24 protein-coding genes are annotated in these 24,159 nt (G+C 55.0%); 4 read left to right on the top strand and 20 right to left on the bottom strand.

The genetic code is table 11. From position 1 onward, the window contains the following. Window positions 1-216 precede the first annotated feature (216 nt). The gene (locus tag HZS81_RS11705) at window positions 217-1,476 is read left to right on the top strand and encodes a sensor domain-containing diguanylate cyclase (RefSeq protein ID WP_179930748.1); all 1,260 of its coding nucleotides are present in this window, start codon (window positions 217-219) and stop codon (window positions 1,474-1,476) included. A gap of 68 nt (window positions 1,477-1,544) precedes the next feature. Here the strand turns inward: HZS81_RS11705 and HZS81_RS11700 are convergent, their stop codons facing one another. The 6 genes from HZS81_RS11700 to rpoE form a co-directional block, all read right to left on the bottom strand. Further along, on the bottom strand, window positions 1,545-2,801 hold the full coding sequence (locus HZS81_RS11700; protein ID WP_179930747.1) for a cation:dicarboxylate symporter family transporter: 1,257 nt from the start codon (window positions 2,799-2,801) through the stop codon (window positions 1,545-1,547). Between the two features lie 238 nt (window positions 2,802-3,039). Next, window positions 3,040-4,464 carry a DegQ family serine endoprotease gene (locus tag HZS81_RS11695; RefSeq protein ID WP_179930746.1) on the bottom strand — a complete coding sequence of 475 codons (1,425 nt, stop codon included), beginning with the start codon at window positions 4,462-4,464 and terminating at the stop codon, window positions 3,040-3,042. A 110-nt stretch (window positions 4,465-4,574) separates the two neighbouring features. Then, window positions 4,575-5,054 carry a SoxR reducing system RseC family protein gene (locus tag HZS81_RS11690; RefSeq protein WP_179930745.1) on the bottom strand — a complete coding sequence of 160 codons (480 nt, stop codon included), beginning with the start codon at window positions 5,052-5,054 and terminating at the stop codon, window positions 4,575-4,577. Window positions 5,055-5,059: 5 nt separating this feature from the next. Beyond that, window positions 5,060-6,028 carry a MucB/RseB C-terminal domain-containing protein gene (locus tag HZS81_RS11685; protein WP_179930744.1) on the bottom strand — a complete coding sequence of 323 codons (969 nt, stop codon included), beginning with the start codon at window positions 6,026-6,028 and terminating at the stop codon, window positions 5,060-5,062. Between the two features lie 76 nt (window positions 6,029-6,104). Next, window positions 6,105-6,890 (bottom strand): sigma-E factor negative regulatory protein, encoded by a 786-nt coding sequence (locus HZS81_RS11680; RefSeq protein ID WP_179930743.1) that lies wholly within the window; start codon window positions 6,888-6,890, stop codon window positions 6,105-6,107. Window positions 6,891-7,133: 243 nt separating this feature from the next. Next, window positions 7,134-7,733, bottom strand: coding sequence for an RNA polymerase sigma factor RpoE (gene rpoE / locus HZS81_RS11675; protein ID WP_179930742.1), 600 nt, complete (start codon window positions 7,731-7,733; stop codon window positions 7,134-7,136). A gap of 296 nt (window positions 7,734-8,029) precedes the next feature. Between rpoE and HZS81_RS11670 the strand changes: the two genes are divergently transcribed. Continuing rightward, window positions 8,030-9,106, top strand: a complete 1,077-nt coding sequence (locus tag HZS81_RS11670) for a 3-deoxy-7-phosphoheptulonate synthase (RefSeq protein ID WP_179930741.1) — start codon at window positions 8,030-8,032, stop codon at window positions 9,104-9,106. Between the two features lie 14 nt (window positions 9,107-9,120). Here the strand turns inward: HZS81_RS11670 and dinG are convergent, their stop codons facing one another. Beyond that, the gene (gene dinG / locus HZS81_RS11665) at window positions 9,121-11,253 is read right to left on the bottom strand and encodes an ATP-dependent DNA helicase DinG (RefSeq protein ID WP_179930740.1); all 2,133 of its coding nucleotides are present in this window, start codon (window positions 11,251-11,253) and stop codon (window positions 9,121-9,123) included. A gap of 5 nt (window positions 11,254-11,258) precedes the next feature. Continuing rightward, complete coding sequence (rhlB, locus tag HZS81_RS11660; protein WP_179930739.1) at window positions 11,259-12,533, bottom strand: ATP-dependent RNA helicase RhlB; 1,275 nt, start codon at window positions 12,531-12,533, stop codon at window positions 11,259-11,261. Between the two features lie 181 nt (window positions 12,534-12,714). Between rhlB and HZS81_RS11655 the strand changes: the two genes are divergently transcribed. Further along, entirely contained in the window at window positions 12,715-12,954 is a 240-nt protein-coding gene (locus tag HZS81_RS11655) for a hypothetical protein (RefSeq protein WP_179930738.1), read from the top strand. Beyond that, window positions 12,954-13,793 (top strand): exodeoxyribonuclease III, encoded by an 840-nt coding sequence (gene xthA, locus HZS81_RS11650; protein WP_179930737.1) that lies wholly within the window; start codon window positions 12,954-12,956, stop codon window positions 13,791-13,793. Before HZS81_RS11655 ends, xthA begins: the two co-directional genes overlap by 1 nt. On the opposite strand, the gene HZS81_RS11645 is transcribed toward xthA, so the two are convergent. From HZS81_RS11645 to HZS81_RS11590, 12 genes are all read right to left on the bottom strand, one after another. Further along, window positions 13,765-14,862 carry a hypothetical protein gene (locus tag HZS81_RS11645; RefSeq protein ID WP_241697485.1) on the bottom strand — a complete coding sequence of 366 codons (1,098 nt, stop codon included), beginning with the start codon at window positions 14,860-14,862 and terminating at the stop codon, window positions 13,765-13,767. The two genes, xthA and HZS81_RS11645, sit on opposite strands and share 29 nt — an antisense overlap. A 5-nt stretch (window positions 14,863-14,867) precedes the next feature. Continuing rightward, on the bottom strand, window positions 14,868-15,617 hold the full coding sequence (locus HZS81_RS11640; RefSeq protein ID WP_179930736.1) for an energy transducer TonB: 750 nt from the start codon (window positions 15,615-15,617) through the stop codon (window positions 14,868-14,870). Next, entirely contained in the window at window positions 15,614-16,021 is a 408-nt protein-coding gene (locus tag HZS81_RS11635) for an ExbD/TolR family protein (protein WP_179930735.1), read from the bottom strand. Before HZS81_RS11635 ends, HZS81_RS11640 begins: the two co-directional genes overlap by 4 nt. Continuing rightward, on the bottom strand, window positions 16,014-16,571 hold the full coding sequence (locus tag HZS81_RS11630) for a MotA/TolQ/ExbB proton channel family protein (protein ID WP_179930734.1): 558 nt from the start codon (window positions 16,569-16,571) through the stop codon (window positions 16,014-16,016). Before HZS81_RS11630 ends, HZS81_RS11635 begins: the two co-directional genes overlap by 8 nt. Then, window positions 16,546-17,961: a MotA/TolQ/ExbB proton channel family protein gene (locus HZS81_RS11625; RefSeq protein ID WP_338401854.1), complete on the bottom strand. Its 1,416-nt coding sequence runs from the start codon at window positions 17,959-17,961 to the stop codon at window positions 16,546-16,548. The genes HZS81_RS11630 and HZS81_RS11625 overlap by 26 nt, the downstream gene beginning before the upstream one ends. Before the next feature lie 2 nt (window positions 17,962-17,963). Beyond that, complete coding sequence (locus HZS81_RS11620) at window positions 17,964-18,764, bottom strand: DUF3450 domain-containing protein (RefSeq protein ID WP_338401853.1); 801 nt, start codon at window positions 18,762-18,764, stop codon at window positions 17,964-17,966. A 192-nt stretch (window positions 18,765-18,956) separates the two neighbouring features. After that, window positions 18,957-19,922, bottom strand: a complete 966-nt coding sequence (gene nrdF, locus HZS81_RS11615) for a class 1b ribonucleoside-diphosphate reductase subunit beta (protein WP_179930865.1) — start codon at window positions 19,920-19,922, stop codon at window positions 18,957-18,959. A 5-nt stretch (window positions 19,923-19,927) separates the two neighbouring features. After that, the gene (gene nrdE / locus HZS81_RS11610; protein ID WP_338401851.1) at window positions 19,928-22,036 is read right to left on the bottom strand and encodes a class 1b ribonucleoside-diphosphate reductase subunit alpha; all 2,109 of its coding nucleotides are present in this window, start codon (window positions 22,034-22,036) and stop codon (window positions 19,928-19,930) included. Further along, window positions 22,029-22,418, bottom strand: coding sequence for a class Ib ribonucleoside-diphosphate reductase assembly flavoprotein NrdI (gene nrdI / locus HZS81_RS11605; protein ID WP_179930732.1), 390 nt, complete (start codon window positions 22,416-22,418; stop codon window positions 22,029-22,031). Before nrdI ends, nrdE begins: the two co-directional genes overlap by 8 nt. Next, window positions 22,415-22,633, bottom strand: coding sequence for a glutaredoxin-like protein NrdH (nrdH, locus tag HZS81_RS11600; RefSeq protein WP_179930731.1), 219 nt, complete (start codon window positions 22,631-22,633; stop codon window positions 22,415-22,417). The genes nrdI and nrdH overlap by 4 nt, the downstream gene beginning before the upstream one ends. A 338-nt stretch (window positions 22,634-22,971) precedes the next feature. Continuing rightward, complete coding sequence (locus HZS81_RS11595; RefSeq protein WP_179930730.1) at window positions 22,972-23,583, bottom strand: superoxide dismutase; 612 nt, start codon at window positions 23,581-23,583, stop codon at window positions 22,972-22,974. Between the two features lie 244 nt (window positions 23,584-23,827). Beyond that, window positions 23,828-24,159: FAD-binding protein (locus tag HZS81_RS11590; protein WP_206679550.1), on the bottom strand; the 332-nt coding region annotated here is incomplete at its 5' end.

The following is a 24,159-nucleotide window of genomic DNA, read 5'->3' as shown; positions in this document are numbered from 1 at the left end:
AATCCGATATGTGTACGCACCCATGTGCAAATAGGTAGACATACCCATTGAGCGCTAAAAAATAAATTGGGATGCATTGTACACCGCCCCAGCTTGGCTGTCGTCAGGTGCCAGCGCCTTGCTTAATCCTAATCTGCACTGCATGTGCTGGCCCCATGGTAAAGTTAGCATGCATCCATTTAAGGCCCGCCTGGCCCATAACGCTCAGAAGCTGATATGAAACGACTGACTGAAGACGAAACGACTCTCTGGACCGCCTTGTTCGAGCAGTCTGGCGACGCCATGGTGGTGCTAAGGCAGGATGGCAGCGTGTACCGGGCGAATCAGCGTTATGCTGACATGCTCGGCTATACCCTTGAAGAGATGAAAGACCTTTACGTGTGGGACTGGGATACCCTATTCAGCAAGCAAGAGCTGCAGGAAATGCTTCTGAACGTCGATAATTCAAGTGAGCATTTTGATACCCGTCACCGCCGAAAGAACGGCACCATTATTGATGCTGAGCTCAGCAACAATGGGGCACTTTATAAGAATGAGAACCTTATTTTCTGCATTGTCAGAGATACTACGGAACGCAAGTCGACCGAAGAGCGACTCCGGCGAAAGGAAGAACTGCTTCAACGCATTTCTTCCCAAGTGCCCGGAGCGCTTTACCAGTACCGTATGGCACCGGACGGCGCGCGCAGTTTTCCCTTTTTCAGTGAAGGAATCGCCGAACTGGGCGGCCTGACACAGGAACAGCTGTCCGGTACAGGCACGGACCACATCATGTCCCACGTACTTCCCGAGGATGCCGCTAATATCGAGGCCAATATTCAGAAGACCGCCCGATCCCTGACATACGCTTACTCGGAATTTCGTATCCTCCATACTGACGGGTCAATCCGCTGGATTGAGAGCCGATCTACGCCCCATAAAGAGCCGGATGGCTCCACAATATGGACCGGGATACTGCTAGATGTCACGCAGCGCAAAATGGCCGAAGAGCGAGTGAAAACGATGGCTATCACCGACGGTCTCACTGGCATTAACAACCGCCTGGAATTTAACCGCCTGCTGGAACAAGAGATCGAACGTTCTTCACGCTACCATATGCCATTTTCACTGATTATGTACGACTTGGATCACTTTAAGCAGGTCAATGATCGCTTCGGCCATAATGCCGGTGACGATGTCTTAAATACGGTTACCCGTCTGGTCAATGACAACATCCGCAGCATCGACATCCATGGGCGTTGGGGTGGTGAAGAGTTCATGGTAATACTACCGCAGACTTGCCTAGAGGCAGCGAGGGACGTCGCCGAGAAGTTGCGCAGAGCAATCGCCACGTATCATTTTAACCAGGTCGGCACCGTGACCGCTAGCTTCGGCGTGACGGAATTTATCCCTCGCGATGATTCAAAACTTATGGCCCAACGAGCCGATGACGCGCTCTATCGGGCAAAATCTTTAGGCAGGAACCGCGTCGAAGTGTAGATGACTCAAGCGTGAACAGTCCCTAATAAAAACAGCACCGGCTGTGCTCCGGTGCTGTTAACGAGGATTTAGCTCTTGTGGCGAGCGTTGTAAATCGTTTCGTCGAGTTCGCCTTCACTCTTGCCGACCAGAGTGGTGACCATGAGATCGCCTGCCACGTTCACACTGGTACGCGCCATATCCAGGATACGATCAATACCGGCAATCACTGCAATCGCTTCCAACGGCAAACCGATCTGGGCCATCACGATGGACAGCATGATCAGACCGGCACCGGGGACACCGGCTGTCCCGATGGACGCCAAGGTGCCGGTAAGAATAATCATCCCATAATCCATCAGGCTGAGATCAACGCCAAGCAACTGGGCAATAAATACCGCCACCACGCCTTGATAGATAGCGGTACCGTCCATGTTGATGGTAGCGCCCACCGGCAATACGAAACCGGCCACGCCTTCCGATACACCCAGATTCTTCTGAGCACAGCGCAGAGAAACCGGCAGCGTGCCCGAGGATGAAGCCGACGAATAGGCAACGACCAAAGCATCGAGAATCCCTTGTAAGTAGCGCACTGGATTAAGCCGGCCAATCAATGACAGCAAGCCGGTATAAACCACCAAGACATGCAACACGCTGGCCAAATAAGCCACCCCGATGACCTTGGCCAACGGCAGCAATACTTCGAGCCCATAACTACCGGAAACATGCGCGATGAGGCCGAACACGCCGAATGGCGCGAGCGCCATGACGAAGCTTGTCAGCTTGTACATGGCCTCGGCGAAGCTTTCGAACACACGAATGACTGGTTCGCCCTTCTCCCCGATTAACGTCAAGGAGATGCCTAAACCAATGGCGAAAACGATGATTTGGAGAATATTTCCCTTGGCGAGAGCATCAATCGGGTTCTGCGGCACAAGCCCCACCAGGATTTCAACGAGACTCGGCGCTTCACTGGCTTGCACATCAGACTCGAAACTCATCTCCAGCCCCACACCAGGCTGGAAAATTAGCGAGGCGAGTAAACCAATGGAAATAGCAAAAGCGGTAGTGATGAGATAAAGCCCGATGGTGCGAACACCGATGCGCCCCATTTTCTGCGGATCGCGCATAGCCGTGATGCCTACCACCAAGGTGGAGAATACCAAGGGCACGATCAGCATCTTTATGGCACTTATGAAGATATCGCCAATAGGTTTGAAGATACTGGCATTTTCGCCCATCAAGGCACCTGCCAGGATACCCAGCAAAAGGCCAGCGAGAATTTTTTGCCACAAAGGAATGCGCCGCCACAGGTTACCGTTGGCGTTTTCTGGATGTTTCGTCACGTAGCCACTCCTTCCTGTAACTATGTTTTATTTAGGTCATTTTACTGAAAGTGAGCGATTATACAGAAAAATATAAATTGAACGTACTGTATGACCGCATTCAAGCGTTAATTGCCTGAGCCTCACAAAAAACGCTTTTGCTCCACCTTAGAGGCGGGTCAAAAGTGTTGGCCCATACGGCAAGCAGCCCGGCAAAAATGCCGGGCTGCTTGAGGAGTTTATTGAGAATAGACGGAACCTACTGCAGACGCAGCGCTACGAAAAGCGAGCGCCCATCGCGGTAGATCCGCAGCGGAATAGCGCGATCAGTCGGCAGCTGCTCAACGACATCTACCAGCTCTTGGGCGGAAGAAACACTTTTCTGATCAATACTGACCAAGATATCCCCGGGGCGAATACCCGCCTGCGCCGCGACGCTCTGCGGCTCAACGTTGGTCACCTCAACCCCGCCTTGGATATTGAGCTGTTCACGTATAGCGTCGTCAACTTCACGTACCGCAACACCCAGACGCACCTGGCTGTTGTCGGACTGGCTAGTGCTGGCTTGTTCACTGTTGGGCCAGCGACCCAGCTCGACCTGCTCACTGATCTCGCGGCCGTCACGTAGCACACGCAGATCCACTTCATCACCCGGAGCCACTCGGCCAATCAGACGCGGCAACGTGCTTGAACGCTCGACGTCTTCGCCATTAACCTCAAGAATCACATCACCGGCTTCTAGGCCGCCACGTGCCGCAGGGCCTTCCGGATCAAGGTCAGCGATCAGCGCGCCAGCCGGGGTTTCCATGCCAAACGATTCCGCCAAGTCACGCGACACTGGCTGAATCATCACACCTAGCCAGCCACGGTTAACATGCCCATCATCACGCAGCTGATCCGCCACATCCATCGCTACGTTGATAGGAATCGCGAAAGAGAGTCCCATAAACCCACCACTACGGGTGAAGATTTGCGAATTAATCCCGACAACTTCGCCATCCAAATTGAAAAGCGGCCCCCCAGAGTTACCCGGGTTGATTGCCACATCCGTTTGAATAAAGGGAACGTAAGCATCCCGTGGCAGTGTGCGGTTAATCGCACTGACGATCCCCGCAGTAACGGAGTGGTCAAAACCAAATGGTGAGCCAATCGCTGCTACCCACTCGCCGACGTTCAATTCATCCGAATCACCGAGGTTAAGCGTAGGAAGGCCACTGGCATCAACTTTTAACAGCGCGATGTCGGTTTGCGGATCACTGCCGACAATCTCAGCCTCTAACTCACGGCGATCATTAAAGCGCACCAATATCTCGTCGGCATCTTCGACAACATGCGCGTTGGTCAATACATAGCCATCTTCACTGATTACAAAACCGGAGCCCAACGATTGCCGTTCTTCGCTCCGACCTTGCCCTGGGCCTTGGCCACCACCAGGCGGAACCGGGAAGCGGTCACCAAAGAAGTGACGAAAAATCTCGGGGATGTCTTCTTCCCCAAAGCCGTGGAAAGAGGAGCCACCTCGGCTGGGTACCGTTCGGCTAGTGGAAATATTCACCACGCCTGGCGCGGCATCTTCAACAAGTGTCGTAAAATCAGGCAACTGCTGCGCTTGGGCATGGCCACTGAAAACCAATACTGCAACCAAGCAGAGCCACAACGTCGAGGGGAAAATCAGGCGCTTCATGTAAGAGCTCCTAAAATCAGATGAGGCCAAAGCCGGCCGTGGATGAGACAACGAATACTCAGTACCCAAGAGTCATCGGTGCAAAGCGTCATGGGTATAAAGAGACAGAATTAATTGACCAGACGAGGTCGGAAGCGTTCCACATCACGTCGATTCATAAATTTAAGGGCGACGGTGACGGCTATCAAGGTGGCAAAAAAAAGCGCAGGTGCATTCCACCGTGAGGTCATTTCTACCGCCGATAGCAGCCCCACGCACGTCATCGCCGCCAACAAGGGAAGCGCATAAACCCAAAGCGCTAAACGCATTAATGAGCGCCGCGGCATGCGAATACGCACATGGCTTCCAAGCGGAAAAAGAACATCTAGTGCGAGTCGTTTTTTAGCCCCTAGGTCATTGACAACAGGCACATCCACTTGCCAGTGCCGGGAGCGCTTTAAAAGCCCCGCCCCACAACCGCCACCTTTTTGACAACGCTCACAACCAGCATCGGCTTGCACTTCAACACGCAAACCCGTTGCGCTATACCCCACCACCGTGGCATCACGATACAAATCCGCCGTGCTTAAAGCACAGGATGCTAGCGCCATGATGTTTACTCCGAGGGTTTATCAATGAGTTCAACAGTGCGGGCAACGCGAAGCAAGACCTGAGGTGGTACCTCACCAATCGCTACCACCTGAAGATCAGCATCTGAGCTTTGGCGGCGTTCAACCGCCACCGCCGAAACACCTAGTTTATGGACACCAGGCGAAAGGGATGACGCAGACAAAGGCTCAACAAACACGCTGATGGCAGCCAACCCATCGCTGTAAAGCTTCTGGGCGCGCCCATTGGCCAATGCCCGCGATACACCGGGCTGCAGCTGAAAACCTTTGGGCAGCCAATTCACTTGCCAGTCAACGCTGGGTTCTCTACCTGGGCGACCGATTTCCACATCGCCGCTAAAACGCTCCGGATCTTGTAGCTGTGTTACTTGAAATGTCTCTAAAATATCGCCACCGGTATCTCGCACTACATGCTTCAGTACAAGACCACTGGCAACATCCAGCCACCACTGATGCGAATAGCGATCTGTATCGCGTGGTTCAAAAGTGATTTTTACCGCTTCTCGCCCGGCGACCCGTTTATCGTCTTCAAGCAAGATGGTGTAGATACGGCTGAGGTGCGTTGCCCACTGGGCCGGGACGGAAGTCTCAACATCCGGCGCGTTTGTCCACCCCCAGTGGCCGACGCGGGCATGGCGTTCAATACTCATAGAAGGGCCATCCAAGTACTGGACTACCTGCTGGCGGACCCCATCTTGAATGCGATGTGAAAGGGCTAATGTACGCACTTCATTTGCGTCAATCGCAACGGCGCGCGCTTGGTAACTGTAACAGTGGCTAGCCCACAAACTCATGGTTAGCCAGTGTTGAACACTGGTCGGCGTTTGTTCCTCCAACGCTTCGCAGCTCAGCGTCTTTGCATTGGGCGCTGGCTCAGATGCTGATAGGGGATACGCCATCAACACCAAAGCGTGAAGCGCAAAGGTCAAAGTGATGGCGCGAACGTTACGAATCATCGGCTGTGGCATTATCTACGTACTGAATATCCATCAACGGCACACATCACCATGACGTGCATGTTATTTATGTTCGCTACTGCCCAAGCGATTCAGTTGAAATAGCCGAACGCATTAGCGGCAACCAGCTATCGCTGTTGCCATACGCCGCGCCATGGGCATGCTGCTCAAGATACGAGCGCAATAAGCGTGTTTGCTCAAGATCAAGTCCCGCATTTTGCACACTGTTTGTCGCATTAGGCGGTAACTGAGCGGCAGAGAAGCCACCCTCGCTAACATTCATAAGTCCACTATTAGACGACTGACCATTGAGTCGGAAAGGGGTAGGCTCAAACATCGGGATATCGTTGTTTGCGCCTCCCCCAACACGAGAAGGCTCTGACGAAGCCAAACTCACAGGCTGCACCTGCTGAGTAACGCTAGCCGAGGTCGATGGTGCATTATTTGCCACACTGGCAGAGCGATCAACAGATGAGCCGTTATCACCATCATCAAAGCCATTATTAAAGTATTGCACGCCGGTGATCACCATCAGCGACACAGCGGCGGCAACACCGGCGCCACGCGCGAAAGAGATCGTGGGCACTTTTTCTTTGGCCTGTAAGTCTGCTTTACCCTCTAACGAGGCATCCGCCAGCGGAGCAGGCTCTTCTTGCAAACGGGCCATGACCCCAGCGGAGAGGTCAACACTGACATCAACACCCTGCTCGCGTTGCATTAGGCTTCGCGCTAGATGGTAACGCCGCCAGGTATCGGCTGCGTCGACATCATTAGGAAGTGCCTTTAACACTCGGCGTAATTCAAGCTCATCGCTTTCTCCATCCATCATGGCTGAAAGCGACTCCCGCGTGTTTTGACTCATACTTCACACCCTCACACTGATTCAGAGAAGCTTGCTCGAAACATTAGTTGCTAACCGCTACATACCCTAGCGGCATTAGCTTGTAACGTTGAGTAGGCCCGCTTCTCTCCGGCCAAGACCTTATCGACATCATTTTCCTCATGATGTCGAAATGTCGCTACCTTTCAAGGCAGTCTGAACGGTATGACGTTGTATTTATCAGACAGTTCAACACGAACCCAAAACCCGGCTAAAAAAATGCGTTCATTCGTCACGACTATTGCGCGCCGTACTCACTAACGGACGAATATACTCATCGACAGCTTCCCTTGCGCGAAAAATACGTGAGCGCACGGTACCCACAGGGCACTGCATCACTTGCGCAATGTCTTCATACGCAAGGCCGTCAAACTCCCGCAGCGTAATAGCCGTGCGCAAATCATCGGGTAGCTTTTCAATGGCTTCGAACACGGCCGCCTCAAGTTGGTCTCTGGCAATGGCTGCCTCTGGCGACTCGCTATCCGCTAGCCGACCGCTTTGGTCGATAACCTCAGCATCCGCCACATCCATATCGCTCCCCGGAGGGCGTCTGCCGCGCGAGACAAGATGATTCTTCGCCGTGTTAATCGCAATCCGGTACATCCAGGTATAAAACGCGCTCTCCGAGCGAAAATTCGCCAGGGCACGGTAGGCTTTGATGAAAGCCTCTTGCGCAACATCCTGCACTTCAGCGTGATCGTGCACATAACGACCAATTAAGCCTATGATTTTGTGCTGATACTTCTTTACTAAGAGGTCAAACGCGCTGTTATCACCTTTTTGGGCACGCTCAACAAGCTGCTGATCGGTTTCACGGGTGCCCATTCACACGCCCCCTCCTACTCGTCTGACAGAGACCATACCTAGATCGATTTCGTCCCCATTTTGTGTGGGCATTAACAGCAAGCAGCATAGCGTCCCTTGGGAGTTTGGTTAGTCTAAAAACAGTGTTACGCGTTCTGCCCGGGGCATCAAGCGCTTATACACCTACAAAAACAAAGCAAAAACTGCGAAAACGACATTTTGCGTGATCCAGTAGTTCCGTAACAATTGATTTTTACTGCCTTAGCGAGCGATAGTAGGCGCTACTTTTCGACCACTGCGCAAGCACAGGAAACACGATGTCAGAACAGCAGGTGAACAACCTTAACGTCCTCGCCCAGGATGTTCTTATTACCCCCGACGCGCTAAAAAAAACCGTCCCCCTTACCGAAAAAGCTGAACACTCGGTGATTGAAGGTCGCCAAACCATCCAAAATATCCTTGATGGTAAAGATCCTCGCCTCTTGGTGGTAGTAGGCCCGTGCTCCATCCATGATGTGGATGCCGCTATGGATTACGCCCGCCGCCTGCGTGAACTCGCCGATAACGTCAGCGACAGTCTATATATCGTGATGCGCGTCTACTTTGAAAAGCCACGCACCACGGTTGGGTGGAAAGGCTTAATCAACGACCCGCACTTAAATGGCTCATTTGAGATCGAAGAGGGCTTACACATCGCGCGTAAGCTACTGGTGGATCTCGCCGAACTCGGGTTGCCGCTTGCCACCGAAGCGCTTGACCCGATTTCACCCCAGTACATCCAAGATTGCATTAGCTGGTCAGCGGTCGGTGCACGCACCACCGAGTCACAAACTCACCGTGAAATGGCCTCAGGGCTTTCTGGCCCGGTTGGGTTTAAAAACGGCACCGATGGCAGCCTGGATGTTGCGATTAACGCACTGCAATCCGTTGCCAGCCCGCACAATTTCTTGGGCATTAACCACGAAGGCCAAGTCGCGATCATCCGCACGCGAGGGAATGGCTATGGCCACGTGGTACTGCGTGGCGGCAATGGCAAGCCCAACTACGACAGTGTCAGCGTGGCGCTAGCAGAGCAAGAGCTGAAAAAAGCCGACCTGTCTCCTAACATTATGATCGACTGCTCTCACGCCAATTCCAATAAAGACCCGGCATTGCAGCCGCTGGTACTGGAAAACGTGACCAACCAGATTCTAGACGGCAACCGCTCGATTATTGGCTTAATGGTCGAGTCCAATATCGGCTGGGGTAACCAGAAAGTGCCGGAAGACATCAGTCAGCTTAAGTACGGCGTTTCCATTACCGACGCCTGTATCGATTGGGATGCTACTGTCGAGGCCTTTACCAGCATGAACGAGAAGTTGGCGGATACATTGGCAAAACGCATCGCCAAATAAATCCTAACAACAAGTCAGCTCTCAGCGATTTCGCGCCGAAAAGGCGGCAATGCGTCCAGCAACGCCTTCCCGTAGCGGCGCGTTAACACACGGCGGTCGAGTAGCGTAATGCGGCCGCTGTCGCTCTCCTTGCGAATTAAGCGCCCGCATGCCTGCACGAGCTTGATGGAAGCATCCGGCACGCTAATACGCATAAACGGATTGCCGCCCTGACTTTCGATCCATTCCGCTAGTGTCGCTTCCACTGGGTCATCGGGAACCGCAAACGGCAGCCGGGTAATCACCACATGCGTGAGATACTCCCCTGGCAGATCAATGCCTTCGGCAAAGCTTGCCAAGCCAAATATCACGCTCCCTTCGCCGCGGTCCACCGCTGCCCTGTGTCGCTCCAAAAGCTCACGCTTGGGCAGCGCATCTTGCGCCAGCACACGCGCTTTCACCGCGTCGGGTAAAGCCTTCTCTACCGCGCGTAGCTGCGCACGGGAAGAAAACAGCACCAATGCCGCCTCACGATCAGCAAGCTCAATCACAAAATCAATGATTGCTTGCTCGTGGGCCTCTCTGTTACTGGGGTCCGTCGCCGCTTGAGGCACGCTGAGCACTGCATTCGCGTAGTCAAACGGGCTAGGCAATGCTTGGTAACGGTAGCGCCCAGCGAGCCCGGCACGCTCTTGCAGGCGCTCAAAACGCCCTAGCGCGGTTAACGTGGCAGAGGTAACGACTGCTCCGTGACAGCGCCCCCACAAATGCTTGGCCAGCGTATGCGCTGCCGATACCGGACTTGCCGAGAACTCCACTTCGGGCTCGCCACCCACGCGGCTCAAGGTAACCCAGCGCGCGCAAGGCGGCGCATCGCTGGGATCGACAGCACTGACCGCCTCCCAAAGCGCGAAGGCTTCCAGTGCGCGCCCGTGTAGCAGTGCCACCAGCGGTAACCAGCTTTCCGCTTGCTCACGGTCTAACCCTGTCTGCTTATCCGGATCGAGGCTTTCGCGCAGAATATCGGCAATACTTTCAAGGCTGCGCGATAGCTCAGCAAACATTTTCATTAGCTGCCCTGCTTGCTCACGCAAGGCCTCAGGTGTCTGCCCTTTGGCAAACCGCGTTTGCTTGAACGCCTCCTCGTCACCTAACCCATTGGGTCGCTCAGCGAGCTGATGCCCGAGAGTAAACACTTCCTGAAGCGTCGGTTCTAACGCCTGAAGCATCTCGGGAAGCTTAGTGAGTAGCTGACGGACCGTCGGTTGTATCGCCAACGCTTGGTGCAGCTCGGTCAAGCTGTTTTTCAGTGTTTTAAGCCAACGCAAACAACCATGAACGGCAAAACGGTGCGCAAAGTGCGAAAGCGCCTTATCCGGCAGGTGATGGCCTTCGTCAAAGACGAAAATACAATCGGCGGGATCGGGGAGGATCGCACCACCACCAAGCGCAAGGTCAGCCAGCACCAGGTCGTGGTTTGCCACGATCACATCGGCTTCTTCAAGCTCTCGGCGCGAGCGGAAAAACGCGCAGGCACCAAAATGACCGCAGCGCCGGCCCGTACACTGGCGGTGATCCACGGTTAAACGGCGCCAGGTCGCATCCTCGATTGTGGTTGGCCAGCTATCGCGATCCCCTTCCCACTCACCTTGGCCATAAGCCGTGGCCATATCGCTAGCAAGCTGAGAGAAATCGCTGCTGGTGGCGATCAGCTCCTGCTCGAAAAGTGACATGGTGGGATTGGGCTCGCTACCTTCCAGCGCTTGGTCCAGACGCTCTACACACACATAGCGACCACGCCCCTTCGCTAACGCATAACGAAACGCAATGCCGCTATGCTGCGCCAATGTAGGCAGATCGTGGCCTAACACTTGCTCTTGCAGTGCAATGGTGGCGGTTGAAACCACCAAACGCTTGCCCTGGGCCTTGGCAATCGGCAAGGCGGCAAGCAAATAGGCCAAGGTTTTTCCCGTACCCGTTCCGGCTTCCAGCACGCAAACGTGGGTGTCGTTCTGTCGTTTGCCCTCGTCATCCATGACGATTCCGCCAAGCGTTCGGGCAATCTCGGCAATCATCAGACGCTGACCATAACGCGGCGTCAGATTGAGTCGTTCGACGACTTGGCGGTAGGCGTTTTGGATATCACCTTTTAGCGCATCATCGAGCATGGTGCTTAGAGCAAGCCTTCCGGCGGATGTTCACACGGCAGCTTGTCGCCAATATAGCGCTCGATTTCCGGCAGCGAGAAAGCATCTTCTTCGCCGACGAAGCTGATCGATACGCCTTTCGCGCCAGCGCGCCCGGTACGACCAATACGGTGAACATAATCTTCCGGATCTTCCGGTAGCGTGTAGTTGATCACATGGCTTACGTCATCAATGTGGATACCACGACCGGCAACATCGGTAGCCACCAGCACTTGGATTTCGCCTTCGCGGAAGCGCTCCAGTGTGGTAATCCGCTGGCTCTGCGGTACGTCGCCCGAAAGCATCGCTGCACTGATACCAGCTTTCTTAAGCAGATCATCCAGCTTACGAACGAGATCTCGGCGGTTGCCAAACACCATCACTCGTTCAAAGCTCTCCTGCTCCAACAATTTCACTAACAGGCGCTGTTTGTCGTCGTCAGAGACTAAATAGACGCGCTGATCGATATCCGCTTGGTTCTCAACGGTCACCTCGATCTCGACATGGGCCGGGTCAAGCGTCCATTGACTGGCGAGATTGAGAATATCGTCGTTAAACGTGGCCGAAAACAGGAACGTCTGGCGTTCCTCTTTTTTCGGCGTGTAGCGAATAATGCGCTTCACATCGGGAATAAAACCCATCGATAGCATGCGATCAGCTTCATCCAGCACCAATACTTCCACTTCGTTCAAGTCGATATCGCGTTTTTGGTGAAAGTCGAGCAACCGTCCTGGGGTGGCCACCAAGATGTCGATCTTCTTACCCAGACTATCGCGCTGCTTCTGGTAATCCATGCCGCCGACAACGCTTGCCACATTGAGCTTGCTGAAACGCGCAAGCGCCTTGGCATCTTTCTCAATTTGCAGCGCAAGCTCTCTTGTCGGGGCGATAATCAGCGCCCGCGGGGCGCCTTGCTTTTGACCATCGGGCGTGGGCTCTTCGAGAAAGTACGCCAACATGGAAATCAAAAACGCCGCAGTTTTACCCGTGCCCGTCTGCGCCTTACCCACGATATCGCCGCCGAGAAGCGTATGACGCAGCGCTTCCGCCTGAATCGGCGTGCAGTATTCAAAGCCTTGGGCATGAATTGCACGCATCAGCGGCAGCGGCAGATCGAAATCGTGAAAACGCCACTTACCCGCCACGGCGGGGACCTGAAACTGGCGAAGATCCCAGTTTGACTGGCGACGACGCGGTTTACGACGACGACGCTTGGGCTTGCGGTTCTGGGCCGATGCGGGGGTTTGTTCCGGCTCGCTCATAGGCTATGTATTCGTCCGTTACGGTGAATGTTTATCATGACAAAGGCCGTATTGTACCAGGGCTTCGCGCTTAGGGCGCCCTTCCTTGCTTTCTTCTCATGTGTCAATTCTCATGTGTCAAACAGACGAGACTGATAGAATACGCTTTAACGCAATAAACGCACTGTATTGAGATCGCGATATGACACGTAGAAAAAAGAGCCGCTCATTGGCGGACAAAGTCACCATCCGTACCGGCCGTCGTAAAGATTACAAAAAGTGGCGCCATGACAACCCTGAACAGGTGGCACCATCGCGTCGCTTTGTGGCGAAAAAACAACAGCAACGCAAGCTTCAGGCTACACGCAAGATGGCACGCCAAGAAAGCGGTCAACCGATTTCCATCCACCCTGATAAGCAGGCTAAGAAAGAGGATTCATAATGCGGTTGGTCTCGTTCAATATCAATGGCATTCGCGCGCGCCTACATCAGCTACAAGCGCTGATCGATCACCACCAGCCGGATGTCATTGGTTTGCAGGAAACCAAGGTACAAGACAGCGAGTTTCCGCTAGAAGCCGTGGAAGCGATGGGGTACCACGTTTTTTATTATGGCCAGAAAGGCCACTACGGTGTCGCCCTCCTCTGCCGCCAGGCACCGGAAACCGTGTTCTACGGATTTCCCGACGATGAGGAAAACGCCCAACGCCGCATGATCGGTGCGCGCTTGCGCAGCGAAGACGGTGAAGCAGTCACGGTGTGGAACGGCTACTTCCCCCAGGGAGAAAACGTCACGCATCCTACTAAGTTCCCGCACAAGGAGCGCTTTTACACCCAACTTTCTCAGCTTCTGCACGACTATCATCGCCCCGACGAACTCGTCGCCGTGATGGGTGATTTCAATATCTCGCCGGAAGACCAGGATATCGGCATCGGCGAGGCGAACCGCAAGCGCTGGTTGCGTGAAGGCAAAACCAGCTTTCAACCCGTTGAGCGCGAGTGGTTAACGGGCATTAAAGGTTGGGGGCTGAAGGACAGCTATCGCGTTTGTCATCCCACGCGCGATGACCGTTTCAGCTGGTTTGATTACCGCTCAAAAGGCTTTGACCGTGACCCCAAGCGCGGGCTTCGCATCGATTATATTTTGGTCACCGAGCCGTTAGCGCGCCTAACGCGTGAAGCCGATATCGACTATGAATTGCGCGCGATGGAAAAACCCTCCGATCACGCACCAACATGGTCAACCTTTGACCTCACTCTGACGGCGGCAAACGCAGGCTAGCGAGCCACTGCTGCGCCTTTTCATCGCCTAACGCCACGGCACGTTCAAAAGCCGTCGCCGCTATATCATTGCGGCCCCAGGCGTAGGCATGCTGCCCTAGCAAACGCCACTCGTCGGCGGCACGTGTTAGCTGCGCTAAGGCGTGCTGGCTGGCGAGTGCCTGCTTGATATCGCGCGCCTGCAGCCAGCTCTGGGCCACTATGCGCAGCGCCATTTCGCTATAAACGACGCGCCCGGACGCCAGAGCTGCCTCCAGATACTCGGCCGCGCGAGCGGGCGTGCCGGCCAGCCGGTGCAGCGAGACAAGCTGCCAGAAATCGTCTGCGGTGGTGAAAATTTCCAGCTGCCAAGCGGTATCCCATAGCGCCGCAGCTACCTTTAGCTCGCCTGCGCGCTGGGCGAGGCGAGAAGCCCGACGCCATTGAGCCGGAGCCGGTGATTCGCCAAGGGTGGTTAAGAGCCCGTCAAGCGCGCGCTCCGGCTGATCGGCGTTAACATAGACCACCAGCGCCAGCTCGCGTTGTTCGTCGCTACTAACCGGCTCACTTATCCCTTCTAGTCGCTCGGCGGCGGCTTGCCACTGTTTATCCTGGGCAAGCCAACGCACGAGCCGCCACCGCTCTGCTTTTGTATCGGGTTCACTTTTTCCATCGTCCGCATTCACCCAACGGGAGAGCAAATCAACCGCTCTTTGTCGCTGGCCCGCCGCGCGGCGTAGCTTAGCCTCTTGCATAAGCCAGCGCTTTGTCGTTTCTGCGTCATTGATATTTGGACGCGCTGCCGCTAACTGGTCTGCTGCTGCTGCATAACGCTCGACGCTTGATAGCGCGCTCGCCGCCAATTGACGATACAGCGCACTGGCGAAGCGATCCGTCGTGTTGCCGCCTGCAAAAAACTGTGCTTGCGCTAGCGCACGTTCAATCACCGCGTCGTACTGCTGCGCCTCCAAACGCTCCTCCACCGCATTGAGATCGGTTATCACATCTCGCGGCAACGCCGGGCTCGCCCAAACAGGGACACTGTATAACAATAAAATACCTATCAAACAGGCGCGCGCTCGGTTCATCATGCGTATTACCTCAGCTTAAACTCGATGCGCTGGGTGGCACGCCTGCGCTGCCCGTTAGGCTCAAATTGCCATTGCGCAATTGCCTCGCGGGCGGCGCGGTCAAATACGCGCCGCGGCTGCGCTCGAGTGACTTCGATAGAGGATGCTTTAACGCCACCATCGCGGCGAATAATAAAGCGCACCTCGACAAATCCTTCAAGACCACGCCGCTGCGCCCGAGAGGGATATATCGGATTAACCCGGTTGGCGGGTGAGACTTGGCCTACGCTCACCGGCTCATTTGATGTGGTCTCGGCCGCGACTTCTTGACTAGACGCTTCCCCCTGGCCGACATCTTGCGATGCCGAAGCGCTCTCCTCACTCACTTGCTCACGGGGCGCCTCCTCTGGAGCGGGCTTGGGTGTTGGCTCGGGTTCAGGTGTTGGCTCGGGTGCCACATCCAGCTCCGGAAGGCGACTATTAAGTTCAACAGGGGGCTCGGGGGTATCGGGAACCTCAAGCGCCGGCATGGCGATCTGACTCTCGGCGATGGGAGAAAGAGACGGCGCCGGAGGGGGTGGCGTTTCAGCCACTGGCGCCTCAGGCTGTGTGGCTGGCGCCTGCGCGGCGGGCGCGGGTGGCTCTACCAGCGTCATGGTCATTTCTTGCATCAACTCGGGCTTGGCCTCCGGGGGCGCAACCAGCAGTGCTAGCAGCCACAAAAGCCCCAGCGCCAGAAACATTCCCGACAGCAGCGACAGTCCACTACGGATCATCGCTCGCCTCGGCTAGCCGCCACCGCCACCTGATCGACGCCAGCGCTCTGTAGTCGGTCCATGACTTCGATCAACACGCCGGTAGTCGCATCGCGATCGGCTTGAATAACAACCGATCCCTCACCGGTCACGATCTCGGCCACCGTCTGTCCAACGCGATGCAGGTCAACCGGTCGACCATCGACCCAGACCGCTCCCTCCGGCGTGACCGCCACTAGCACTTGTGCATCGGGCCGAGGGCTTGCGGCACTGGACTCTGGGCGTTCAATTTCCACGCCGCTTTCTTTAATAAAGCTGGTCGTGACGATAAAGAAAATCAGCATGATGAACACCACATCCAGCATCGGCGTGAGGTTAACCTCGGTGCTTTCGGCGGTGGACTCCATGGAACGGCGTCTACGCATGATCATCCTCCAGCGCTTTTGCCAAACGGTCGTGCAGGCGCTGATCTTCGCGCCGAATCACATGCTCAAGACGACTGATAAATAGCAACCCGACGACAGCAATCGCCATGCCAGTCAGCGTTGGTAGCGTGGCACGGGCTACACCATCGGCCATCGCACGCGCCTGATGGGTATCGCTAAGCGTTAGGCTATCAAACACGGTGATCATGCCGGTTACGGTGCCCAAAAGCCCCAACAGCGGACACAGTGCGACTAGCAATTTGAGCCATGGCAATGGGCGGCGCAGACGGGCAACGAGCTCTTGCGCCCAGACATCGCGCAGCGTATGAGCACTCCAGCTGCGATGATCCCGGCGCGCGGCCCAGCGGCGCACCAGCCGCCGACGCGCTATCCGCCAGGTGATGCGGTAGAACCACCAGCGCTCAATAGCCAGCGCAAACACCACCACCGCCACCACCCCAAGCAGCACCAGGACTGGGCCGCCAGCGTCTATCAACCTCTCAACCGGCGCAGGTTGAAGGGTCTCAAACCAAGGTGGCAGGGCGAGCATGGTCAGCCTCCGCATTTAACAGGGTTTCGTTTGAATCAAGATGATCCGCCAAGGCGGCACTGGCCTGCCCTTCGATCACCTGGGTAAGCGTTCGGCTACGACTTGATAGCGCCGTTTGTGCAAACAGCAGCGGCACCGCCGTTACCAAACCCAACACCGTGGTCACCAGCGCTTGGCTAATTCCGCCCGCCATCAGCTGCGGATCACCAGTGCCAAATACAGTGATCGACTGAAAGGTTACAATCATGCCGGTGACGGTACCTAGAAGACCCAATAGCGGCGCAATCGCAGCCAGCAGCTTCACCAGCGGCTGCCCACGCTCAATACGCGGGAGCTCTGCCAACACGGCCTCATCTAGACGCGCTTCCAGCGCCTCAGGTGCCAAGTGTTTATCCAGCCCCGCAAAGCGTAGCAACACGCGGCCGAGGGGGTTATCTGCCGTTAAGGTGTCAGGCTGACGGCGTTGGCGGCGTACTTTCATGCTAACCCCTAGCAGGTAGAGATATTGCACAAGCGCTACCAGCAAACCAAGACCGCCCAACGCCACCACGATATAACCGACATAGCCCCCTTGGTGAAAACGCTCTATCAGCGAGGGACGCTGCTGTAGCGCTGCGAAAACACTCCCCTGGGTCGGATCAACCGCCATCATGCGGTTATCTCCCGCCGAGAAAGGCGCTAGCCACTTTTTTACTTCCGCGGGGGTATCAGCCTGCAGCGCCAAATGATCCGGATCGTTACCGGGCTGAAGTAGCGCTTGAGGGGTAAACGCGGCAAAATCCCCGAGCCGGATGATATCCCGCTCGATCACCTCACCACTGGCATCCGCCACCGGCAGCGACATCTTCTGCGCTTGCCCACTGGCTGCTGCAAGGGCAGCAAGGCTATCCACCACGGTTTCAACGTGCTGGCGCTCCAATACATCGGCCTCTTCCAACCGGGGGGGTAAGGGGATATCACCCAATGCGAGCCAGCTGTCTTCTCCCAGTGCATTGCGAACTTCACTGGCATGGCGTTTAAGTTCATTTAAGAGAGCCGCTATAGCGTCATCTTGCTCGCCCTGGCGGGCGTACAAGCGCGCCTCAACCATGGCCTGCGCGCTCTCTTGAACGCGCAGCGCCTGCTGCTTCTGCTCGGCCACCTTATGCGCTTCGCGTGCCTGCTCAAGTTCGCGCGCTAGCACCTCCTCGCTCTCCAACAGACGCATGAGCCTCTGCTGATCGCGCAGCTGCGCTGCTTCGCGCGCCTGTCGAAGTGATATCACTTCATCACTGTCTACTTGATCCTGAGGCGATGTCCGATTCTCCGGCTGAGCATGAAGGGTAGCGTTAATCGAGAGTCCCAACACCAGCACCAGCAGCATTTTCGTTACACGAGATGTTTTATTCACGTTCACTGCTCGCCTCCCGATTCGCTTTCAGCCGCTGAGGCGCTAGCGGATTGACCGGAAACGGTGACGGAAAGCGGCAATGCCAATAACGCCGGGGCACGCTGATCATTGGCCATGCGTAGGCCATTGCGAACTTCACGCCGTGCCGACTCGTCCAATGACTGCCAGCGCGACTCCTCGGCCAGCCAAACACCGCCCTCTCGCCCATCGGGACTCAAGTAATAGAAGCCAATGCGCCCAATACGCAGAAAATCAACTTCACGCTCGCCACTCTCGGCAGCCAGACGTCCACGCCAAGTATCCACCTCGCGCCCATATGCGAGTTCTTGACGCCACACGCCCAATAACTCACTGATGCGCTCAACACTTTCAAGCCCCTCACTTTCGGTTGAAGCGACACGCGCCCTCCGCTCGTTTTGCAAAAACGGTAAATCGCGATCAATCCACTGCGTTAGCTGACGCGTCATGTCGGCTTCTATTTGTGGTATCGCCGCACGTGTTTCTTCCAGCGTATCGAGCGCATTCGACATACGCTGCTGGCGGCTTGCTTGCGTATTCAAACGCGTGCTTAGCGCACTATTTTCCCGCGTCAACAGACGCGTTTCGCGTTCAAGCTGGCGCAGCTCTTCCAACGTAGCGCGAGTCTGTTCGTCGGCTGCATCAATCTGGGTTTGTAACGCTGCTTGAACTTGCTGTGCTTTCACACCTTCGAGGACAATATCCTCGTTCGCCATTAAGGGTGCGCTGAGTACGCTACACGTAATAGCTGTGCTCGATAGCGCTACGCAAAGCCTACTGATCACGTCCACTCTCCGCCCCGATGTCAAAGTAAAGAAATTATCAAAGGCGGGCCGGTAGCTAACATTAGCTACCGGCCATATAATAACGCCTTAGATTCGATAACGATTTTCGTTTATCGCTACAGAATACCATTCTCTGTATAAATGACAATATTTACCATTAGCGCTACTTTATCATTGGCACCATGGGCAGCGTTAAAACGCCCAGTCTTCGTCCTCCGTGGCCACTGCCTTACCGATCACGTAGCTGGAACCGCTGCCAGAGAAGAAGTCGTGGTTCTCATCGGCACCCGGTGACAGCGCGGCCATGATGGTGGCGTCGACATCGGTGGTGCTCTTGGGGAATAGCGGCTCGAAGCCGAGGTTCATCAGTGCCTTGTTGGCGTTATAGTGCAGGAATTTCTTTACGTCCTCGGTCAAGCCAACTTCATCGTAGAGTGACTGCGTGTAGCGCACTTCATTCTCGTAAAGCTCAAACATCAGATCGAAGGCGAACGCTTTGATTTCCTCTTGGCGCTCTGCACTGGCTTCCTGGTACCGCTGCTGGAACTTGTACCCGATATAATAGCCATGCACCGCTTCGTCCCGAATGATCAACCGGATCAGGTCAGCGGTGTTGGTGAGTTTGGCGTGGCTAGACCAGTGCATCGGCAGATAGAACCCGGAGTAAAACAGGAAGCTCTCCAAGAACACGCTGGCAATCTGCTGCTTCATTACGTCATCAGCGTCGTAACGTTCGAGGATGAGGTTAGCCTTCTTCTGCAGCAACGGGTTCTCTTCGCTCCAGCGGAAAGCATCATCGACCTCCCGGGTGGAGCACAGCGTGGAGAAAATCGAGCTGTAGGACCGGGCGTGTACCGACTCCATAAAGGCGATATTAGTGTAGACCGCCTCCTCGTGAGGCGTCCTGGCACTCTTCATCAGCGTCGGGGCGCCGACGCTGCCCTGGATCGTATCGAGCAGGGTAAGCCCGGTGAAAACGCGGATTGTCAGCTGCTTCTCGGCGGCGGTCAGCGTCTGCCACGACGGTACATCGTTAGACAGGGGAATCTTCTCGGGTAGCCAGAAGTTGCTGGTCAGGCGGTTCCACACTTCGAGGTCTTTTTCATCCTCAAGGCGGTTCCAGTTAATGGCGTTAACTCTTGATAACACTGGGTATATCCTCCTTACAAGCTGCAGGACACACAGCCTTCGACTTCGGTACCTTCCAGCGCACTTTGGCGCAAGCGGATGTAATAGAGCGTCTTGATGCCTTTCCTCCAGGCATAAATCTGCGCCTTATTGATGTCACGCGTGGTGGCGGTATCAGGGAAGAACAGCGTCAGCGACAGCCCTTGGTCGACGTGTTGCGTGGCCGCAGCGTAGGTATCGATGATCTTCTCGGGGCCGATCTCGTAGGCGTCCTTGAAGAACTCAGCGTTTTCGTCGTCAAGAAACGGCGCCGGGTAATAGACGCGGCCCAGCTTGCCCTCTTTGCGGACTTCTATCTTGGCGGCGACCGGGTGGATGCTGGCCGTGGCGTTGTTGATGTAGCTGATCGAGCCGGTGGGCGGCACGGCCTGGAGGTAGCGGTTGTAGAGGCCATCAGCCTGTACATATTGCTTCAAAGTGTGCCAATCATCCGCAGTGGGTAGGCGAATCCCGCTCTTATCAAACAGGTTGCGAACGCGCTCTGTCTTGGGCTCCCACATCTGATCGGTATACTTATCAAAGAAACTGCCATCGGCGTAGCTTGAGGTCTCGAACCCTTCAAATGATCGGCCACGCGCTTTAGCCAGTTTGTTGGACGCTTTCAGCGTGTAGTACGCCATGCAATAGAAGTACATATTGGTGAAGTCGATGCCTTCTTCACTGCCGTACTCGATGTGCTCGCGGGCCAAGTAGCCATGCAGGTTCATCTGCCCCAGGCCAATGGCGTGCGCCTTGTCGTTGCCGTTGACAATGGACGGCACGCTCTCCAGGTGGCTCATCTCAGAGACAGCAGTCAGGCCTTGGACTGCTGTATCAACCACTTTCTCAAGGTTACCGCTGTCCATCACGTTGGCGATATTCAAACTGCCCAGGTTGCAGGAGATATCCTCACCGGGTTCTTTGACGCTGAGATCAGGGTGGTAGGTCGTTGGCTTGTTGACCTGGAGAATTTCGGTGCAGAGATTGCTCATGTTGACCCGCCCCTCGATAGGGTTGGCCCGATTGACCGTGTCCTCGAACATCACATAAGGGTAGCCCGACTCGAACTGAAGCTCGGCCACCGTCTGAAAGAAGGCGCGAGCATTGATCTTGGTCTTGCGAATGCGCGAGTCATCGACCATTTCCGCGTACTTTTCCGTGACGCTGATATCGGCAAATGGCACGCCGTAAACGCGCTCGACATCATACGGCGAGAACAGGTACATATCGTCGTTATTGCGAGCTAGTTCAAAGGTGACATCGGGGATGGTCACGCCCAACGACAGCGTCTTGATGCGGATTTTCTCGTCAGCGTTTTCCCGCTTGGTGTCAAGAAAGCGCATGATATCGGGGTGGTGAGCGTTGAGGTAAACGGCTCCAGCCCCCTGACGGGCACCCAGCTGGTTGGCATAAGAGAAGGCGTCTTCAAGCAGCTTCATAATCGGTACGATGCCGGAAGATTGGTTCTCAATGTGCTTGATCGGGGCGCCGACCTCGCGGATGTTACTGAGCACAAAGGCCACACCACCGCCGCGTTTGGAAAGCTGCAGCGCTGAGTTAATCGAGCGACCAATGGACTCCATGTTGTCCTCAATACGCAGCAGGAAGCAGGAGACGTGCTCGCCGCGTTGTTTCTTACCGCAGTTGAGGAACGTCGGGGTCGCTGGCTGGAAGCGGCCGGTTAGCATCTCGTCGACGAGAGCGCTGGCCAGCGTCTGGTCGCCATTCGCCAAGGTCATGGCCACCATGCAGACGCGGTCCTCGAAGCGTTCCAAATAACGCCGGCCGTCGAAGGTCTTCAGCGTGTAGCTGGTGTAATACTTAAAGGCACCGAGGAACGTAGGGAAACGAAATTTATAGGCATACGCCTGCTTGAACAGCTCTTTGATGAACTCGAAGCCGTACTGCTCGAGCACCTCGGTTTCGTAATAGTCATTCTCGACGAGGTAATCGAGCTTCTCTTCCAGCGAGTGGAAGAACACGGTGTTTTGATTAACGTGCTGCAGGAAGTATTGGCGAGCGGCCTCTTTGTCCTTGTGCAACTGTAGCTTACCCTCGTCATCGTAGAGGTTAAGCATAGCGTTAAGGGAGTGGTAATCAGACACGATCTAGCTCCTGGTGAAGGATGGCAACGTCTTCTGGCGTGCCAAGTAGCTCGAAGCAATGGAGAAGCGGAACCTGGCATTTGCGGGCCACGATGTGGGCGCCCAGGCAGTAGGCGGTACCAAAATTGGTATTACCGGCCCCGACCACGCCGCGGAGGTGGCGGCGGTTACGTTCGTCGTTGAGGAAATGGATCACCGGCTTGGGTACCGCACCCTTGACCTCACCACCGCCGTAGGTGGGAAAAATCAGCACATAGGGCTCGGTGGTTACCGGTAGGGGTTCCCCAGACTCGAACGGGATGCGTTTAGCATCCCGTTGGAGCTTCTCGACCAAGCGCCGGGTATTTCCGGACTTCGTGGAGAAGTAGACGATCTGGGTCATAAGGCTTTGATGCGGTCCGGTTGGAAGCCTGACCAGTGGTCGTCACCGGCCACGACGACGGGGAGTTGGCGGTAACCTAGCTGCTTTAACTCTTCTCTTGCTGACGGCTTTTCATCTATATCGATAACGGTATAAATAATTCCCTGCTTATCCAGCGCCCGGTAGGTGGCAGAACACTGAACACACGCTGACGCGCTATAGACGGTAATAGACATAACTCCCCCTAAACATGAAAACGCCGACTCCCGGCGACGGGTAGGCACAATATGTAGTATTAACTTGCGACTCACAACGCAACACACCATATATATAGTGCCCACTATTTTCAATAGCACACCATATGGTATTGAGATGAGTTTTTCTCATCATCAGCGCAAGCAACCCTTAATATCCGCTATGACCTGCAAACAGGCGTTCGAGCACAGGGAAAGATGGATAACCAAATGGCTTAGACGACCATTCACCCATAAAAAAAGCCGCCTGCGTTAGCAGGCGGCTTTTGGCTAAACCCTTGCTTTTAGGCAAAGATTATCGCGAGGAAATCACACAAAGGTTACGCTTTCGCTGCTTGATAGCGGCTCTCAACGTCATCCCAGTTGATCACATTGAAGAAAGCTTCAATGTAGTCCGGGCGCTTATTTTGGAACTTCAGATAGTAGGCGTGCTCCCAAACGTCCAGTCCCAGCACCGGTGTATTACCTTCCATCAGTGGGCTGTTTTGGTTGAGAGTGTTTTCGACCACCAGCTTTTTCTCAGGCGTGACGGAGAGCCATGCCCAACCACTGCCGAAACGACCCAACGCCGCTTTCTTAAATGCGTCCTTGAACGAATCAAACCCGCCAAGCTCAGCATCAATCGCTTTAGCCACATCGCCGTGCGGCTGACCACCACCATTGGGTGACATCATCTGCCAAAACATGGAGTGGTTAGCATGGCCGCCACCGTTATTGATCACAGCCTGACGCTTCTCTTCCGGAACGCGGTCCAGGTTCGCAATCAACTCTTCAACTGGAACGTCTTCAAGGCCTGTGCCTTCCAGCGCAGCGTTTAGGTTGTTGACGTAAGTGTTGTGGTGACGCGAATGGTGAATTTCCATTGTCATCGCATCGATGTGCGGCTCAAGTGCATCGTATGCATATGGAAGCTCTGGAAGTGTATGTGCCATATTAATCATCTCCTTGAGTGGCTAATGTTACGTTTAAACGATCTTAGCTATTATCTCAGCTACGATCTCTATCGCTACTAACTAGGTGTGGTCACCGTAGCGGGATTTCAACCAGCACCCGATGATTTCTCAGCTTTTGCCCAAGCATTTTAGTCAACTATTGACACTTTACCTAATTTGCCGGATATAAAAAAGCCGGCTTATTTCTCAAGCCGGCTTTAAAGAGTTTCATCGATTCAATCAGTTACAGCTTTTTCTCAAGCTCAGGCAGCGCCTCGAACAGGTCCGCCACCAGGCCATAATCGGCGATCTGGAAGATCGGGGCTTCTTCGTCTTTGTTGATCGCTACAATCACCTTGGCGTCTTTCATCCCCGCCAGATGTTGGATGGCGCCACTGATGCCCACTGCGATGTAGAGGTCGGGAGCAACAATCTTTCCAGTCTGGCCGACCTGCATGTCGTTGGGCGCAAAGCCAGCGTCCACCGCAGCGCGCGAGGCGCCGATGGCGGCACCGAGTTTGTCGGCAATGCCATTAAGTAGCTTGAAGTTCTCTTCATTGCCCATGCCGCGGCCGC

Origin of the sequence: Vreelandella salicampi (assembly GCF_013415105.1) — a bacterium.
GTDB classification, from domain to species: Bacteria; Pseudomonadota; Gammaproteobacteria; order Pseudomonadales; family Halomonadaceae; genus Vreelandella; species Vreelandella salicampi.
Note: the sequence above shows the minus strand (reverse complement) of the source record. Positions and strands in the feature narration are given on the sequence as shown.